The organism is Gordonia ajococcus (genome assembly GCF_012974285.1).
Lineage (GTDB): Bacteria > Actinomycetota > Actinomycetes > Mycobacteriales > Mycobacteriaceae > Gordonia > Gordonia amicalis.
In genome coordinates this window covers 1319910-1335753 of record NZ_CP052884.1, presented here as the reverse complement: position 1 = coordinate 1335753, position 15844 = coordinate 1319910, and the positions used below count along the sequence as shown (strand labels likewise).

Genomic DNA, 15844 nt, shown 5'->3' with positions numbered 1-15844 from the left:
TCCACAGTGTGAGAAGTGAGCCACCGCAGACGGTGCCTTTTCCGCTCGGCCGCGCACCCGAGCTCGAAAGCACCCATCATCACATCGGCTGGGCTCGCCTCACCTGGGCGGCGGCGCGGGCGGCGTCGAGTTCGACGTCGGTGATGATCGTCGCGGGACCGATGTGCAGGGTCCCCGACGTCAACGGCTGCGCCCGGAGTCCGCCACGCCCGATGAGCGCCTTGCGCACGCCCTCGCCGGCGACGGTGTCCATCCACGAACACGGATGTGCGGGACGCCCACCACGGAAGCGGATCGGGCCGGAACCGGTGTCGAGCTCGAACTCCCTCCCGCGCAACGGGTCCAGTTCGACACCGCGGACCACGACGTTGCGTCGGGCCGATACGGGGTCCACGTCACCGGCCGCCGCGGTCCAGGCCTCGAGGGCAAGGAAGGTCACCGCGGCTTCGGTGTGGGCCTTCACGCCGAAGAAGCGATCGCCTCGAATGCCCTTGTCGGCGACGATCTCCACCGTGTCGGGTGTGTGGGTCTCGACCTCATCGGCGGGACCGTCCTTGGGCCGTCCGAAGTACGCATGCTTCGGGGACACCACGAAGGTGACGATCTCGCAGGGGTATTCGTACCGCATCAGGTGGACCCTTCGAGGCTCATCGACTTCGAAGCGCTCCTTCGTCGCTCACTCAGCCCGGCGCACTCACGCAGCGCGTAGCAGCGGTCACGAACCTGATCAACCGGGTCGATCGGCACAACCACCACCCGTCCTCGTCGAAGGCGCGCACCTCGTCCGTCCGACAATTCTCTGGCCTTCCCGTCGGTGAGGATGCACCCCAGACGCTATCGCTCCCGGCGCGCCGCCGCGGACATCAGCCGCCGAATGGGCGTGGCTGCCAGCGGGGATGCGGCGGCCGGACGGACGTGCTTTAATTTTCACAACCTTAATTCGTGTTTAATAGGAAGGTGCTTCGGACATGGCCGATATCGAACTCGACGTCCGGGAGATCCCCAAGCCGCAACGGCATCCCAAGATCTTCGGCATCTTCGACGATCTGTCCGTCGGTGAAGCGCTGATCCTGGTCAACGACCACGACCCCATCCCGCTGCACGGTCAGTTCGAGGACGTTCGCGCCGGGGCGTACTCCTGGGAGTATCTCGTCCGTGAACCCCGCGACTACCGGATTCGTATCGGCAAGACCGCCGACGTGGAGCCCGCCTCCCCCGACGCACCGGCGGCGACCCACAACCCGGCGACAGCGCCCGAGTCGGCGCAGCAGCTGCTCGGCGACAACTGAGCTGCGATCATGACCTACGTCATCAGCCTGCCGTGTGTGGACGTGATGGATCGTGCCTGCGTCGAGGAATGTCCGGTGGACTGCATCTACGAAGGCGGTCGCAGCCTCTACATCCACCCCGATGAATGTGTGGACTGCGGCGCCTGCGAGCCGGTGTGTCCAGTCGAGGCCATCTTCTACGAGGACGACCTACCCGAGGAGTACGCCGGTTACCTGACCGACAACGCCGACTTCTTCACCGAGACGCTGCCAGGCATGGACTTGCCGCTCGGATCGCCAGGCGGAGCGGCCAAGCTCGGGGCCATCGCGGCCGACGCCCCACTCGTCGCATCCTTACCTCCGCAGGAGAACCCGTTGGAATGAGCCTGCGCACCACGTTGACGACACTGCTACGCGACGCTCCCGATGGTGCGACGCTGACCGAGCTCGCGAGCGCGGCCGATGTGCCACCGACCACCGCACGCTTCCACCTCGACGCGCTGGTGGCCGATGGCGTCGTAGAACGCGACACCGCCCCGCCTGCGGGACGGGGCCGGCCACGAGCGGTCTACCGTACGCGCCGGCGCATGGATCCGGCCGGCCCACGCAACTATCTCGCCCTGGCGAGATCGCTGATGGCCGCCCTCGGTGACGTCCCGGATGCCGCCGAGCGGGCCACCCGGGCCGGGGAAAAGTGGGGTCAGGAACTCGGCGACAGCGGGCACGACCCGGTGCCGGTACTGCTGGCTGCCTTCGCCGACGCCGGTTTCGCCCCCGAGCCGGTCCCGGCCGCCACAGACGAACACATCCGGATCGCCCTGCGCCACTGCCCATTCCTGGAGCTCGCGCAGGCCGACCCGCAGATCACCTGCGCGGTCCACCGCGGCCTGATCCGCGGCGTGCTGCGCAGCTGCGGGAAGGATCCCGACACCACTGTCCTGCTGCCCTTCGCGGGCGGCGACCACTGCGTCGCCGCTGTGACCGCTGGTGACGCCCCGTGACCGCCGGGCAATCGGACCTCACCGTCCGGGGCGGGCAGATCAGCATCGACCGCTTCACCTGCCTCGGTACAGCCTGCGTGGTGGTCGGCGGCCTGGTCGCGGCGGTGGCGCGGCCGCTGGATCTGACCAAGGGCAGCTGGCTGGCGGCCTACCTGGTGCTGGTCTGCGGGGTGGCGCTCGCGGTCATCGGCGCCGCCCAGCAACACACCCGCGAACCGGTGCCGCCGGGTGTCCAGCATCTGCAGCTGACCGGCTGGGTGGTGGCCAACGGCCTGGTGATCGGGGGATCACTCGCCGAGCTGCCCTATGTCGTCGATGCCGGGTCCCTGATCCTGTTCCCCGTTCTCGCGCTCACCGCCTGGGCAGGCCGCAGCCTTGCCAGAGACTTCCCCCTGGCCGGCGGCGCCTATCTGGCAACGATTTTCGTCCTCGCGAGCAGCATCCCCGTCGGCATCGTGCTCGCACATCGCTGAACCGGCCAGGCGCGGTCAGCGACCGGCCGCGGCGACGCGCGCCTGGATGGCGTCGACGAAGACGGTCCGGATGTCGGCGGCGTTCTCGGCGATGTAGGTGGTGCCGCCGGTGGCCTCGGCGATCTGCTTGAGCGCGTTGGAGTCCGCGTCGTCGGAGATGCCGATGGTCAGGACCAGCACGGGTCGCGCCGGATCCTCGAGTCGCTTCAGCTCGGCCAGCAGTTCGTCGAGGCCGATGCTGTTCGGATCCTCGTTCTGGCCGTCGGTCATGATGATGACGCTGTTGGAGTAGTTCGGGTCATAGGTGTCCTGCACCTTCTTGAACGCCGCGAGTGTGGTGTCGTAGAGGCCCGTACCGCCACCCAGATCCGACAGACCCTCCTCGACCGCTTTACCGAGCGCATCACGGTGCGTCCCACTGCCCGACCGCGCGTCGAGTCGCCGGATGGGTGCCATCTCCACCCAGTCCTGACCTTCACCGCCCTTGTCGACGCTGAACGCCCAGCCACCGATCATCGTGTTGTTGGGGAACAGCTTCAGGCCCGTCTTCGACGCATCGATCAGCAGACCCGCGCGGGTGGTGCCGCCGGCGGGCGTCTCCATCGAACCCGAGGTGTCCTGGACGACGAGGGTGCGGATCGGTACACCGAGCACCTGCCACTGGCGCAGTGCCTTGTCGACCGCCGACGGATCGCGCAGCTGAAGTTTCTTGACCGGCTCGCCGACCCCGTTACCGTCGGCGTCGCGGTAGCCCGCCTCGGTCAGCGCCTTGCGGCCCGCATCCGTGTTCAGTGCCGCGACGAGTGCGGTACCGGCGTCGTCGGCCACCTGCTGGCGAGCCGCGGACGCGGTGTTCACCAGGGGGTAGTCGAGCATCACGGTGCCCGAGGCGGGAATGGTGGACTTCAGCTTCGACCCCTGATGCGTGCGCATGAAGAGCTCGTACTGCTGCTCGGTCGTCACCACCGGCACACCGGAGGTGTTCGCCAGGTTGAGTCGGGTGCCCTCGTTGTCGTTGACGAGGCGTGCGTTGTTCTGCTGGATGGCCAGGATCGTCATGGCCTCGGTGAACTTCTCCTCCGGGAGTTCGCCGGCGTCGACGGCCGCGAGCGCACCGATGATCGGGGCGTCGCCGGTGCTGGTGTCGACCGGACTGCCGGTCCTCAGGTCGGGCAGCTTCATGACGTCGACCCACGTCTGCAGTTCAGGGACGTTCTCACCGGCGACGACGGCCGGGGTGGAGGCGGTCGACGGCGATACCAGGTCGAGGTCGCGGCGGACCTGCGTCGTGACACGACGTGCCTGCACCTGCGAGTCGGCGACCCAGAGGTCGGGGGCGGCGGCGCCCTGCGTGAGCAGACCGGGCACGTCGGCACCGGCCGCGGTCTGGACGTCGTAGTCGTAGCAGGAATCCGCGGACGCCTGACGCGCCACCTCGCGGAGGGGTCCGGTCATCGCGGCGTCGGAGGCGACCGCCACCCGGGTCCGGTCACCGCACCCGCCGGAGCCGGCCTGCCAGATGATCACGCCGGTGACCAGCACGACGACCGCGACGAGGGCAACGATCGCCCAGAGCCAGCCACCGCGCCGGCCGCTGCCGGCCTCCCGGTGCTCGAAGCCGAAATCGTCGTCGGACCGGCTGTTGCCGCCCGCGGCTCCCCCGCTGCTCGCAGCAGCCCTGGACCAGTCGTTTCCGCCGCGGTCGGCATCTGAGCTGTGACGCCCCATAGTTACTCTCGTTCCCCTCGTACGGCGGTGTCCTCCACCGTCTGACGCATCGCTGTCACCCGTCACCGCGTCGGCGCGGCGCCCGATGAGGCCCGCGCGACGTCACGCGCGGGTCAGCCGAACACCTCTCGGAATTGCTGCAGCGACTTTCGCAGATCCCCCGATACCGCCAGGACCGCGGTCTTCCCCACGGGCCCGATCAGCGGCAACCCACCCAGATCAACAGTGAAGGTTACTTCCGATCCGCGCGAAGTGGGAATGATGCCGAGATCGAGCTTCGCCTTCACCCCGCCTTTCCCGCTTCCCTTGAGGCGTACGTGCGACACCGGGTCGAACTTCTCGATGACCCAGTCGAAGCGCACCCGCGTGCCCTTGACCCTGACGATCGAGGCGATCTCGATGCCCGTGCGCAGCTCTCCGGCGGCGGGGATCGGGCTGCGCCAGGTCTCGTGGATCAGCAGCCACTCCGAGTACCGCCCCAGGTCCGACGCGGCGGCCCAGGTATCTTCCGGAGACAGTTCAACCTCGATGGAGTCACTCGTCTTCGCCATGGTCCCAGAGCCTAGTGTCCGCGCGTCCGATCCTCCCGCGCCGGTGGCCGAACAGGCCCGCGGGCTACTCGGCGTCCACCTGACCGGCCACGGCGTGACGATCCAGCTCACCGAGGTGGAGGCCTATGCGGGCCCGGACGATCCCGCATCGCATGCCTACACGCGGACCGCCCGTTCGGAGATCATGTACGGCCCGCCGGGACGGCTGTACGTCTACCGCATCCACGGCCATCACTGCGCCAACATCGTGGTGCAGGGACCCGGCCCGGCGGCGGCGGTCCTGCTGCGGGCCGGGGAGGTGGTCGACGGGGTCGAACTGGCACGTGCCCGACGCGGCGCCGCGCGCTCGACGCCGGTGTCCGACGATCGGCTCGCGAGCGGGCCGGGAAACCTCTGCCGCGCGCTCGGGATCACGATGGCCGACCTCGGCACCGATCTCACCGATCCGGCCACGCCTGTGACTCTCGACACATACCGCCGCGGACCGCTCCCGGAGCTGCCGGTGACCGCCGGACCGCGCGTCGGCGTACGACGTGCGGCCGACCTGTCGTGGCGGTTCTTCTTCGACGGTCACCCGACTGTATCGGGGTATCGGCGCCACCCGCGCGCCGGCGGGTGACCTGGTACCTACTGCGGGTTTTGCGGGTTCCGGGGCTGCGGGCTCTGCTGGCCCGGCAACGGCTCCCCTGGGTTGGAGGGCGGGGTCTGACGCGGGGCGCCCTGCTCCGGCGCGCCGACGGCCTTGCGGACGGCGTCCTGGGCCTTGTCGACCTGGCCGGCGTACTTGTTCTTGGTGGCCTTGTCGATGGCGTCGCCGCCCTTCTCGATCAGGTTCGGGTTCTTGCGCAGCGTGTCGCGTGCCTTGTTGACGAGTCCCTTGAGATCCATGACGTCTCCTGTGTGTCGACGAGCCGAACTTCTTCCGGCCATACGCCGCAGAGTTTAGCCGCCTGCACGGCGTGGTCACGCGGCCGCCGCGTCGACCTCCACCGAGTGTTCCGCGGGCGAACCGTGAGTCGCGATCCACCGCGGCACCACCCGCGAAACGGCCTCCACGCACACGATCCCGATCGCCGCCGAGACGAGCGCAACCGAGTTCATCGTCGCGTTGGACGAGTCGAGACGGAAGAGGTCCTGGGTGAACGGCCACGCGAAGATCAGCACGTAGGCTCCGGCCGAGACGCCGAGCAGGACGACCTTCCACCAGGTGTAGGGCCGGGCCACCACCGCGAGAACGTAGACCGCGATCGCGATGAGCGTCATGAGCGACGCGGTCGCGGCCTGCGTCTGCGCCGGCGACAGCTCGACGGCGTCACCGCCGACCTCCACCCCCGGCCCGCCGGGGTTGACGATCAGATAGGTGACGAAGGTGCACAGGCCGACGATGATGCCGTTCGGGACCGCCTGCAGCAGCACACGGCGGACGAAGCCGCGTCGGGCGCGTTCGTTGTTCGGGGCCAGCGACAGCACGAACGCGGGAATGCCGATCGTGAACCACGCCGAGATCGTCACGTGGATCGGCTGGAACGGGTAGCTCAGCGGATCGGAGTCGAACAGCTTGCCCAGCACACCGCCGACGCCCACGAACAGCGCCAGGAGCACCGCGTACACCGTCTTGGTGAGGAACAGGTTGGACACGCGTTCGATGTTGCCGATGACGCGGCGGCCCTCGCCCACCACATACGGCAGGGTCGCGAACTTGTTGTCCAGCAACACGATCTGGGCCACCGATCGGGCGGCCGAGCTGCCCGACCCCATCGCGACACCGATGTCGGCGTCTTTGAGTGCGAGCACGTCGTTGACACCGTCGCCGGTCATCGCGACGGTGTTGTCCCGTGCCTGCAGCGCCTTGACCATCGCGCGCTTCTGATCGGGCCGGACCCGGCCGAACGTGACGCCGTGCTCGACGACATCGGCCAGTTCGTCGGTGTCGTCCGGCAGCCGGCGCGCATCGACCGAGGTGTCAGCGGTCCCGAGGCCCAGTGATTCGGCGACCGCGCCGACCGAGCGGGCGTTGTCGCCGGAGATCACCTTGACCGCGACGTGCTGCTGTTCGAAGTATTCGATGGTGCCGCGCGCGTCGGGCCGGACCCGCTGTTCGAGCACGACGAGCGCGACCGGGGTCACGGTGCCGGGGGCGACCGCGCCGCCGGCGGGTTCGATGTCGACGGGGACGTCGGTGCGCGCGAGCAGCAGGACACGCAGCCCGGTGGCACCGATGTCGGAGGCGAGCTGTGCGGTCGGCCCGCTGGGATCGAGCAGCACGTCGGGTGCGCCGATCAGCCAGTTGCCCGCGTCGTCGCCGGCCGGGCCGTCGAACGACATGCCGCTCCACTTGGTGGCCGAGGTAAACGGTTTGATGGCCGACACGGTCCACGCGGGCGGCGTCGGGTAGGCCTCGGCGACCGCGATCATGCTGGCGTTGGGCCGCGGGTCGTGGGCCGCCAGCGCGGCCAGCACCTCCCCGGCCCGGGTTTCCGGCACGTCACCCACGAGCCTCAGTTCGGACAACCGCATGCCGTTCTCGGTGAGGGTGCCGGTCTTGTCGGCGCACACCACGTTGACCCGGGCAAGCCCTTCGATCGCCGGGAGTTCGTTGACCAGGCACTGCCGCTGACCGAGCCGCACGACGCCCACCGCGAAGGCGATCGAGGTCATCAGCACCAGACCTTCGGGGACCATCGGCACCAGAGCGGCGACCATCCCCAGCAACGCCTGCTTGAGACCGTTGTCGCTGATGAACAGCTGATTGACGATGGTGAGGAGGCCGGCGGGGATCAGCAGCCAGGTGATCACCCGCAGGATCTGGTCGATCCCCGACCGCAGTTCGGAGGAGACGAGGGTGAACTTCGACGCCTCGGCGGCGAGTTGCGCGGCGTAGGCGTCGGCCCCGACCTTGGTCGCGCGGTAGGCACCGCCGCCGGCGACCACGAAACTGCCGGAGAGGACCCGCGCACCCGGGTCCTTGTCGATGGGGTCGGCCTCACCGGTGAGCAGCGACTCGTCGACGTCGAGTGCGATCGCCTCGATCACCTCCCCGTCGACGACGATCTGATCGCCGGCGCCGATCTCGATGATGTCGTCGAGGACGACCTCGTCGGGCGACACCTCGGCGACCTCGCCGTCGCGCCGCACCCGGGGCCGGGTCTGGCCCACGATGGCCAGCTTGTCGAGGGTGCGTTTGGCGCGCACCTCCTGGACGATGCCGATCGTCGAGTTCGCGATGATCAGCAGGCCGAACAGTCCGTTGATGAGTGATCCGGTGAACGCGACGATGGCGAAGAGCACGCCGAGGATGGCGTTGATGCGGGTGAACACGTTGGCGCGCACGATGTCCGCGACGCTGCGACCCGAACGGTCGGGCATGGAGTTGACCTTGCCGTCGGCGACCCGCTGCGCCACCTCTGCCGCGGTCAGGCCGGGCTCGATCGTCTCCGCCGTGGTGCTCACGCCGAAACCTCCCACCAACTCGAGTGCGCCACACCCGTTCCGGTGCGGTGTTCGATGTCGATCGAACCACCGGGTTGCGGCACGAGCACAGTCGGGTCGCCGTGGTGTGAGGCTGCCTGCAACCGCGCGATCGGCTCGCCCCACGGATGGCGTGCGAGATTGAAGGTTCCCCAGTGGATCGGGATCATCACCGAATCGGCTCCCGCGCCGGGCGACACCATCCGGTGCACCGACAGCGCCTCCTCGGGGTCGACGTGGACGTCGGGCCACAGCACGTCGTAGGCGCCGACGGCGATCAGCGTGAGGTCGAAGGGACCGAGTCGCGCACCGACGTCCTCGAAGCGTTCGGTGTGCCCGGTGTCGCCGGAGAAGAAGACCCGGTGCGTGTGCCCGGCGATCGCCCAGCTCCCCCACTGAGTCAGGTTGCGGACCAGCCGCCGACCCGAGAAGTGGCGCGCCGGACCGCAGGTGAACCGCAGCTCACCGCCGCGCGTCGCGACGACCACCTCGTCCCACCAATCAGCCTGCCGGATCCGGCCCTCGGCGATACCCCAGGACGTCAGATGTGCGGCGACGCCGATGGTCGTGACGAAGACCGCGTCCGGCTGGGTGGCGGCGATGGTGGTGACCGTGTCCATGTCGAGGTGGTCGTAGTGGTCGTGGCTGATGACCACGACGTCGATCGGCGGCAACTCTCGCGCCGCCAGCGGCGCCGCGTGCATGCGTGCCGGACCGACGAGCTGACTCGGGGAACAACGGCGGCTGAGTACGGGGTCGGTGATGATGCGCGCTCCGTCGATGTCGACGATCGCCGTCGCATGTCCGAGCCAGGTGGCCGAGAGGTGCGCAGGGGCGTCGAAGGTCGGGACGGTGAGCATCACCGGCCGTCGCGGCCGTCCCGGGCGGCGTGCCATGTCGGCGAGCACCTGGAGGTCCGCGGCGACGGACGCCTCGGGCGGTTCGGGGTTGTCGAAGACCCCGTCGCGCAGGTTCGGTGACGTGCGGACATGCGGCATGATCTCCTCGCGGGTGGCGCCGAGCGCGCGTGCCGGGCCGAGACCGCCGGCGGCGAGCCGTCCGGCCACCGCGTCGGCCATCATCGCCCCCGCCGATGTCACCCGCCCGAGGACCCGCGAGGTCGCGTCGGAGCCGGTTCTTCCGGGGTTCGAGGTCACGTCCACACAGTAATCCGATCGGCGGGGGTACGACGTGAAGCGCGACGACGCCGGCACCGAACCTCACACGGCCGGATTCGGATTGTGAGCCGGGGCCGGGATCGACACATATTCGGCGGTGAACCGCGCAAACGCGATCAGCGGCACTGATAGGCTGCGGCGAACATTGTCCATCGCACATGCGCAGGCGCATGTGGGCCAAGGGGTTGACCGTCGTGCCACGGATGTCCGTCGAACAGCGTCGAAGCGCGCTCATCGAGTCGGCCTACCGGGTGATCGCCGATCACGGTGTCGAGGGTGCCACCACCCGCCGGATCTGCGCTCACGCCGGAATGCCTCTCGCGAGTTTCCACTACGCGTTCGAGAGCCGCACGGCGCTCCTCTGCGCGGTGATGGAGCAGGCCGTCCCCGTCGACATCGAGCGGATGCTGCATTCGGTCATGCCCGCCGCCGACTTCGGACCGAATCCCGACGTCGACGCACTCAAAGCGAACATCGTTCGCCAGTTCCATGCCTTCGTCGACCTCCTCAAAGCCGATCCCGGCCGCATGCAGGCGACGATCGCGCTCGGTATCTACGCGCACAACCATCCGGAACTGCAGCAGGTCGGCAAGGTCATGTACGAGCAGCTCTACCGGGTTGCGTCGTTCGGTCTGCACGAGACGGCCGAACTCACCGGTCTGACGTGGAACCGGCCGACGGAGGAAATCGGCCCGTTCATCATCGCCGCGACCAACTCGATCACGCTGATCTACCTGAGCACCGGCGACGACAAGGTGGTCGACTCGATCATCACCGCCGTCGCCGACCAGCTCGTCAACTATGTCACCTTCGACTGACGGTTCGGCCGACAGATCCTCGGCGGTCGAGGTCGACGATCTGTGGGTGAGAGATCCCGAGCAGTACTGGGCGGCAATCGATCAGGCGGTCTCCGGGTCCGGGCTCGACGCCCCGGTCCTCGCCCTCGACCGGGCAGCTCTGGAGCACAATGCCGCCGACCTGCTGCGACGCTCGGCCGGTGTCCCCATCCGGATCGCCAGCAAGTCCCTCCGCGTGCGTTCGGTGATCTCGGACCTCGCCACCCGCACCGGTTTCCACGGTGTGCTCGCCTACGACCTCGCCGAGGCGCACTGGCTGGCGACGTCGACGGCGATCGAGGACATCCTGCTCGGTTATCCGAGCGTCCGCCGGGAAGCGTTGGCCGCCTTCGTGGCCGACGAGGTGGCGACGAGCCGGGTGAGTCTGCTCGTCGACTCGGTCGACCAGCTGGACATCATCGATGCGGTCGCGCCACCCGCATCGCGACGGCCGATCCGGGTGGCCATCGACCTCGACGCGTCGTACCGGCTTTTCGGTGGTCGCGTGCACATCGGGGTTCGGCGTTCACCGGTGCATTCCCGTCGCGATGCCGTCGAGCTCGCCCGGATCATCGAGTCGCGAAACGGTTTCCACCTGGTCGGCGTGATGTCGTACGAGGCGCAGGTGGCCGGGGTCGCCGATGCGGTTCCCGGGAAGGCCGTCGTCAACCGGGTGGTCGGGGCGATGCAGCGCCGGTCGATGGCCGAACTGCGCCGCCGGCGCGGGAAGATCATCGGCGAGCTGCGGCAGATCGCCGAACTGGAATTCGTCAACGGCGGCGGCACCGGATCCCTGGAGGCGACGGCCGGCGATCGATCGGTCACCGACATCGCCGCGGGCAGTGGCCTTTTCGGTGGCCACCTCTTCGACGGATACGCCCGGTTCCGGCCCGCACCCGCACTGTCCTTCGGACTCGACGTCGTCCGGCGCCCCGCCCGCGACATCGTCACCTGCGCCGGTGGCGGCTGGATCGCCTCGGGACCGCCCGCACCCGATCGTCTCCCGAAACCGGTGTGGCCCAGTGGGCTCGAGTTCGTCGGCACCGAGGCCGCCGGCGAGGTGCAGACCCCGCTCCGCGGTGAGGCCGCCGCCACGATGGCGATCGGCGACCGGGTATGGTTCCGGCACACCAAGTCCGGGGAGGTCTGCGAGCGTGCCCGGCACGTCGCGATCATCGATCGGGACGGCGCGGGTCATGCGGTGGTGAGTGAGGTCGTGCCGACCTACCGAGGCGAAGGGAAATGCTTTCTGTGAGCGGGACATCTACTGCCACCGGACACAGCTGGCAGAACTGGGGTGGCACCGCGTCGTGCTCACCGAGCCGGGTGGTGCGTCCGACGAGCGTGGCCACGATCGCCGACATCGTGCGGGAGACCGCCGGGCGGGGCGGCACGGTCAAGACCGTCGGTGCCGGACACAGCTTCTCCACCATCGCCGTGGCCGACGACGTCCAACTCGAGCTCTCCGGTCTGCGGGGCCTGGCCGGCGCCGATGGCCGCCGGGTGACGCTGCATGCGGGCACCCACCTGCACGAGATCCCCGCATTGCTGGCGCCTCGGGGCCTGGCGATGGCCAACCTCGGCGACGTGGACCGGCAGACCATCGCGGGCGCGATCTCCACCGGCACCCACGGCACCGGGCTGGGGTTCGGCGGCATCAGCACGCAGATCGCCGGCGTCAAACTCGTGAACGGCAGAGGCGAGATCGTCACTGTCGGCCCCGATGACCCGGACTTACCCGCCGTCGCACTGGGTCTCGGCGCACTCGGGGTACTCGTCGAGATCACGCTCGACTGCGTCGACAACTTCCGGCTGCACGCCGTCGAGGGACCTGCTTCCGCCGACGATGCGATCGCCGGCTTCCTCGACCGCGTCGCCGAGTCCGACCACCACGAGTTCTACATGTTCCCGCACACCAATTGTGCGCTTGTGAAGACGAATACGCGGCTGGGCACCGATGCACCGATCACCGGGCCGCCGCGGTTCCGCCGCTATGTCGACGATGAGTTGTTGAGCAACAAGCTCTTCCGGCTGCTGTGCGAGGTCGGCGTCCGCGCACCCCGTCTGGTCCCCGCCATCAACGCGGTGGCCGGGCGCAGCCTGTCGTCGCGCGAGCTCACCGACACGTCGACCAGGATCTTCGTCTCCGACCGGGATGTGCGCTTCCGCGAGATGGAGTACGCCATCCCGCTCGAGAACGTCCCCGAGGCACTACGGGAGATCCGGGCGCTGCTCGACCGCCGCGAGTACCGCGTGAGCTTCCCCATCGAGATCCGTGCCGCGGCGGCCGACGACCTGATGCTCTCCACCGCCACCGGACGCCGCAGCGGGTACATCGCCGTGCACCGCTACCACCGCGACGACCCGGCCGACGCCGCCGCCTACTTCGCCGACGTCGAGTCGATCCTCACCGGCTTCGGCGGACGACCCCACTGGGGCAAGATGCACACTCGCGACGCCGAGTACCTGCGCTCCGTCTACCCCCGATTCGACGAATTCCGTGCGGTGCGCGACAGGTTCGACCCGTCACGTGTGTTCGCCAACGACTACCTGCGACGGGTGCTGGGCGACTAGCGGGCGGCCTCTACGTCGATGTCGCCGATCGTGTCGACCACCGCCGCGATCCGCGACATCTGTTCCGTCGTCATCAGGCACCGGTGGCCCGGGCGACGGTGATCTGGTCAACTGGAACACATGCGCGACATCCTGCCCGACCTGCTCGGCGTCCTCGGCGGCGCAGACGCGCGTCCGGTCGCGCTGTGCCGGGTGGTCGCGACCGCCGGTTCCGCTCCGCGTGAGGTCGGTGCGGCGATGGTCGTGACAGCCGAGAGCGCGGTCTTCGGCTCGGTGTCCGGCGGCTGCGTCGAAGGCGCCCTGGTCCACACCGCGCAGCAGGTCCTGTCCGACGGGATCGCGGTCGTCGAACAGTTCGGCATCGAGGACCCGCGCGATCCAGCACCCGGCCTGACCTGTGGCGGTCAGATCGACGTCGTCGTCGAACGGATCGAGCCGACGCCGGAACGGCTCGGTCAGCTTCGACGCCTCGCCGACGCGGTGGCCGCCGAGAAGCCGATCGCCGTCGCCACCACCCTCACCGCTGACCCGGAGTGGTACCTCGCAACCGAGACCTCGCAACCGCCGTGGCGACGCCTCGACCGCGACGTCGCCGACATGCTCGCCACCGGACGCTCCGGCGTGATCGGCGTCGACGACTGCGAAGTCACCGATCCGGCCGCCCCGACCGGCGACCGGCCGCGCACCTTCGTCCAGACCTTCGCCCCGGCAGCGCGTCTCATTCTGGTGGGCGCCAACGACTTCGTACGCGCGCTGAGCGCACTGGGCTCGACACTAGGGATGCGCGTCACCGTCGTCGATGCCCGTCCGGTGTTCGCCACCCCGGAAAGGTTTCCCGACGCCGACGAGGTGATCGTCGGCTGGCCCGATCGCTATCTCGCCGAACAGATACGGGATCGGCAGATCGGCTCGACCACCGCACTGTGCGTGATGACCCACGACACCAAGTTCGATGTGCCGACGCTGCGCACCGCACTCCGGTCACCGACCTTCGGCTTCATCGGTGCGCTCGGCTCCCGTCGCACAGCCGCCGACCGCAACCGTCGCCTTCGCGAAGAGGGTGTCGACGACGAACAGCTCGCGCGGCTGCGGTCACCGCTCGGACTGGACCTCGGTGGGCACACTCCCGCCGAGGTCGCGGTCGCCGTTGCCGCCCAACTCATTGCCGAACGGCATGGCGCGCCGGCCGCACCCCTCTTCGAGGGCGCCGGGCCCATTCACCGGAACTGAGAGACGGACCGGGGCGGGATCACTGAGCCGCTCCCGAAAACCGCCCCCGAAATGCACCCCGTGGGGTGTCACCGAACCTGGGCTCAAGTGGTCACTGCAACACCTTGATGGAGGTGGCTGTGGCTGCAAGTGGTGTGCGTGTGAGTGATGGAGTGCGCGAGGGCTTCTTTGATGCGGTCGAGGCGGGTGCCTCGGTCGTGGCTGCGGCGAAGGCCGCTGGGGTGTCAGGGTGCACCGGGTATGCGTGGATGACTGCTAGCGGGCGGTCGCTGCCCTCGGCACGTCCGGGACGGCCTCAGGGAATGTGGCCGCAACAGGTTCACGAGGCTTTCTGGGCGGAGTTGGCGCGCGGAGTGAGTGTCGCGGCGGCCGCGCGTCACGCCGGCGTGTCGAAACGCACTGGCCAGGATTGGTTCACCAAAGCTGGTGGAGTGCATCCCCGAACACAGAATCCGCAGTTGGAAGCAGTGGTGAGCACCGGTCGCGGCCGGCTCAGTTTCCTGGACCGATGTCATATCGAGGAGCTTCTCGAGGCCCGCTACCGGCCTGCGCAGATCGCGGGGCTGTTGGGGCGGGCTCGATCGACGATCACCCGGGAGATCGCCCGCGGGCAGCTCGGCGGCCGCTACCGCGCCCGTCAGGGTGAGAAGGTCGCCGCCCGCCGTCGACGCCGACCCAAACAACCCAAACTGGTGGCGGGCAGCAGACTCTACGCTGAGGTGGTCCGACAGTTGCGCCAGTTCACCAGTCCCGAGCAGATCAGCGGACGCTTGCGCATCGAATTTCCTGACGATCCGGAGATGCGGGTGTCCCACGAAACGATCTACCTCGCCCTCTACGTCCAAGCCAAGGGCAGCTTGAAAGACGAGGTCAAGAAGGGATTACGCACCGGGCGACTGCGCCGCAAACCCCAGGGCCGCCAACCCCGGGCGGTGGCTCGATCAAGGACGCGGTCTCGATCAGCGAACGCCCCGCCGAAGCCGCCGACCGCGCCATCCCCGGTCACTGGGAAGGCGATCTGATCCTCGGCGCGCACGGCACCTCAGCGATCGGCACGCTGGTCGAACGCAGCACCGGGTTCGTGATGCTGCTGCATCTGCCCGGTGATCACACCGCCGCCACGGTGGCCGCGGCCATGACCGAGGCCGTGCCCAAGATCCCAGAGATCCTGCGCCGGTCGTTGACCTGGGACCGCGGATCGGAGATGGCGCTGCACACTGCCATCACCGCCGCCACCGGACTGCCGATCTACTTCGCCGATCCCTACAGCCCATGGCAACGCGGCACCAACGAAAACACCAACGGACTACTACGCCAATACTTCCCGAAAGGCACCGACCTGTCATTCCACGGGCCAGGCATCCTCGACAACGTCGCCGCCGAACTCAACAACCGGCCCCGCAAACGCCACGGATTCCTCACACCCGCCGAAAAACTCGACGAACTCCTACACTCACACCCAACCGATCCTGTTGCAGCGACCGCCTGAATTCACCGAAGACGATATGTCGTCCGTGGGCTCAGGCGGGGTCTATTT

The 15844-nt window shown here is 68.6% G+C and carries 15 protein-coding genes and 1 pseudogene; 10 read left to right on the top strand and 6 right to left on the bottom strand.

Annotation, left to right across the window (positions count from 1 at the left end; translation table 11 throughout):
• Positions 1-79 precede the first annotated feature (79 nt).
• The gene (locus GAA2_RS06125) at positions 80-628 is read right to left on the bottom strand and encodes a molybdenum cofactor biosysynthesis protein (protein WP_159405866.1); all 549 of its coding nucleotides are present in this window, start codon (positions 626-628) and stop codon (positions 80-82) included.
• 340 nt (positions 629-968) lie between these two features.
• Between GAA2_RS06125 and GAA2_RS06120 the strand changes: the two genes are divergently transcribed.
• Genes GAA2_RS06120 through GAA2_RS06105 form a run of 4 tightly spaced genes read left to right on the top strand, consistent with a single transcriptional unit; the run spans position 969 to position 2742 of the window.
• Positions 969-1289, top strand: a complete 321-nt coding sequence (locus GAA2_RS06120) for a DUF2249 domain-containing protein (protein ID WP_191834818.1) — start codon at positions 969-971, stop codon at positions 1287-1289.
• Positions 1290-1298: 9 nt separating this feature from the next.
• Entirely contained in the window at positions 1299-1652 is a 354-nt protein-coding gene (fdxA, locus tag GAA2_RS06115) for a ferredoxin (RefSeq protein ID WP_024499937.1), read from the top strand.
• The gene (locus GAA2_RS06110) at positions 1649-2269 is read left to right on the top strand and encodes a helix-turn-helix transcriptional regulator (protein ID WP_159405865.1); all 621 of its coding nucleotides are present in this window, start codon (positions 1649-1651) and stop codon (positions 2267-2269) included. The genes fdxA and GAA2_RS06110 overlap by 4 nt, the downstream gene beginning before the upstream one ends.
• Positions 2266-2742, top strand: coding sequence for a hypothetical protein (locus GAA2_RS06105; RefSeq protein WP_236577712.1), 477 nt, complete (start codon positions 2266-2268; stop codon positions 2740-2742). The genes GAA2_RS06110 and GAA2_RS06105 overlap by 4 nt, the downstream gene beginning before the upstream one ends.
• A 15-nt stretch (positions 2743-2757) precedes the next feature.
• Here the strand turns inward: GAA2_RS06105 and GAA2_RS06100 are convergent, their stop codons facing one another.
• Entirely contained in the window at positions 2758-4470 is a 1713-nt protein-coding gene (locus GAA2_RS06100; RefSeq protein ID WP_191834817.1) for a substrate-binding domain-containing protein, read from the bottom strand.
• A 113-nt stretch (positions 4471-4583) separates the two neighbouring features.
• Positions 4584-5021: an SRPBCC family protein gene (locus GAA2_RS06095; RefSeq protein ID WP_024499933.1), complete on the bottom strand. Its 438-nt coding sequence runs from the start codon at positions 5019-5021 to the stop codon at positions 4584-4586.
• Between GAA2_RS06095 and GAA2_RS06090 the strand changes: the two genes are divergently transcribed.
• Positions 4999-5640 (top strand): DNA-3-methyladenine glycosylase, encoded by a 642-nt coding sequence (locus tag GAA2_RS06090; protein ID WP_024499932.1) that lies wholly within the window; start codon positions 4999-5001, stop codon positions 5638-5640. The genes GAA2_RS06095 and GAA2_RS06090 overlap by 23 nt on opposite strands.
• An 8-nt stretch (positions 5641-5648) precedes the next feature.
• On the opposite strand, the gene GAA2_RS06085 is transcribed toward GAA2_RS06090, so the two are convergent.
• The 3 genes from GAA2_RS06085 to GAA2_RS06075 all read right to left on the bottom strand — a co-directional run bounded on the left by GAA2_RS06085 (position 5649) and on the right by GAA2_RS06075 (position 9652).
• Positions 5649-5909 (bottom strand): antitoxin, encoded by a 261-nt coding sequence (locus GAA2_RS06085; protein ID WP_191834816.1) that lies wholly within the window; start codon positions 5907-5909, stop codon positions 5649-5651.
• Positions 5910-5984: 75 nt separating this feature from the next.
• A complete protein-coding gene (locus GAA2_RS06080) occupies positions 5985-8471 on the bottom strand; it encodes an HAD-IC family P-type ATPase (RefSeq protein ID WP_191834815.1) in 2487 nt (828 codons plus the stop codon).
• Positions 8468-9652: an MBL fold metallo-hydrolase gene (locus GAA2_RS06075; RefSeq protein WP_096273394.1), complete on the bottom strand. Its 1185-nt coding sequence runs from the start codon at positions 9650-9652 to the stop codon at positions 8468-8470. The genes GAA2_RS06080 and GAA2_RS06075 overlap by 4 nt, the downstream gene beginning before the upstream one ends.
• A gap of 173 nt (positions 9653-9825) precedes the next feature.
• Between GAA2_RS06075 and GAA2_RS06070 the strand changes: the two genes are divergently transcribed.
• The 5 genes and pseudogenes from GAA2_RS06070 to GAA2_RS06050 all read left to right on the top strand — a co-directional run bounded on the left by GAA2_RS06070 (position 9826) and on the right by GAA2_RS06050 (position 15796).
• Positions 9826-10485 (top strand): TetR/AcrR family transcriptional regulator, encoded by a 660-nt coding sequence (locus tag GAA2_RS06070; RefSeq protein WP_248664713.1) that lies wholly within the window; start codon positions 9826-9828, stop codon positions 10483-10485.
• Positions 10469-11758 (top strand): alanine racemase, encoded by a 1290-nt coding sequence (locus tag GAA2_RS06065; protein WP_407043487.1) that lies wholly within the window; start codon positions 10469-10471, stop codon positions 11756-11758. Before GAA2_RS06070 ends, GAA2_RS06065 begins: the two co-directional genes overlap by 17 nt.
• Positions 11746-13077: a D-arabinono-1,4-lactone oxidase gene (locus GAA2_RS06060; protein ID WP_191834813.1), complete on the top strand. Its 1332-nt coding sequence runs from the start codon at positions 11746-11748 to the stop codon at positions 13075-13077. Before GAA2_RS06065 ends, GAA2_RS06060 begins: the two co-directional genes overlap by 13 nt.
• Before the next feature lie 120 nt (positions 13078-13197).
• Positions 13198-14307 (top strand): XdhC family protein, encoded by a 1110-nt coding sequence (locus GAA2_RS06055; RefSeq protein ID WP_191834812.1) that lies wholly within the window; start codon positions 13198-13200, stop codon positions 14305-14307.
• 302 nt (positions 14308-14609) lie between these two features.
• Positions 14610-15796: pseudogene (locus GAA2_RS06050) on the top strand (IS30 family transposase).
• The last annotated feature ends 48 nt before the right edge of the window (positions 15797-15844 follow it).

Excerpts from the sequence above, each read along its gene's own strand:
- GAA2_RS06060 (WP_191834813.1), top strand. The coding sequence starts at position 11,746 with ATGCTTTCTGTGAGCGGGACATCTACTGCCACCGGACACAGCTGGCAG.
- GAA2_RS06125 (WP_159405866.1), bottom strand. The coding sequence starts at position 628 with ATGCGGTACGAATACCCCTGCGAGATCGTCACCTTCGTGGTGTCCCCG.
- GAA2_RS06100 (WP_191834817.1), bottom strand. The coding sequence starts at position 4,470 with ATGGGGCGTCACAGCTCAGATGCCGACCGCGGCGGAAACGACTGGTCC.
- GAA2_RS06120 (WP_191834818.1), top strand. The coding sequence starts at position 969 with ATGGCCGATATCGAACTCGACGTCCGGGAGATCCCCAAGCCGCAACGG.
- GAA2_RS06070 (WP_248664713.1), top strand. The coding sequence starts at position 9,826 with ATGCGCAGGCGCATGTGGGCCAAGGGGTTGACCGTCGTGCCACGGATG.
- fdxA (WP_024499937.1), top strand. The coding sequence starts at position 1,299 with ATGACCTACGTCATCAGCCTGCCGTGTGTGGACGTGATGGATCGTGCC.
- GAA2_RS06090 (WP_024499932.1), top strand. The coding sequence starts at position 4,999 with ATGGAGTCACTCGTCTTCGCCATGGTCCCAGAGCCTAGTGTCCGCGCG.
- GAA2_RS06085 (WP_191834816.1), bottom strand. The coding sequence starts at position 5,909 with ATGGATCTCAAGGGACTCGTCAACAAGGCACGCGACACGCTGCGCAAG.
- GAA2_RS06065 (WP_407043487.1), top strand. The coding sequence starts at position 10,469 with ATGTCACCTTCGACTGACGGTTCGGCCGACAGATCCTCGGCGGTCGAG.
- GAA2_RS06055 (WP_191834812.1), top strand. The coding sequence starts at position 13,198 with ATGCGCGACATCCTGCCCGACCTGCTCGGCGTCCTCGGCGGCGCAGAC.
- GAA2_RS06095 (WP_024499933.1), bottom strand. The coding sequence starts at position 5,021 with ATGGCGAAGACGAGTGACTCCATCGAGGTTGAACTGTCTCCGGAAGAT.
- GAA2_RS06110 (WP_159405865.1), top strand. The coding sequence starts at position 1,649 with ATGAGCCTGCGCACCACGTTGACGACACTGCTACGCGACGCTCCCGAT.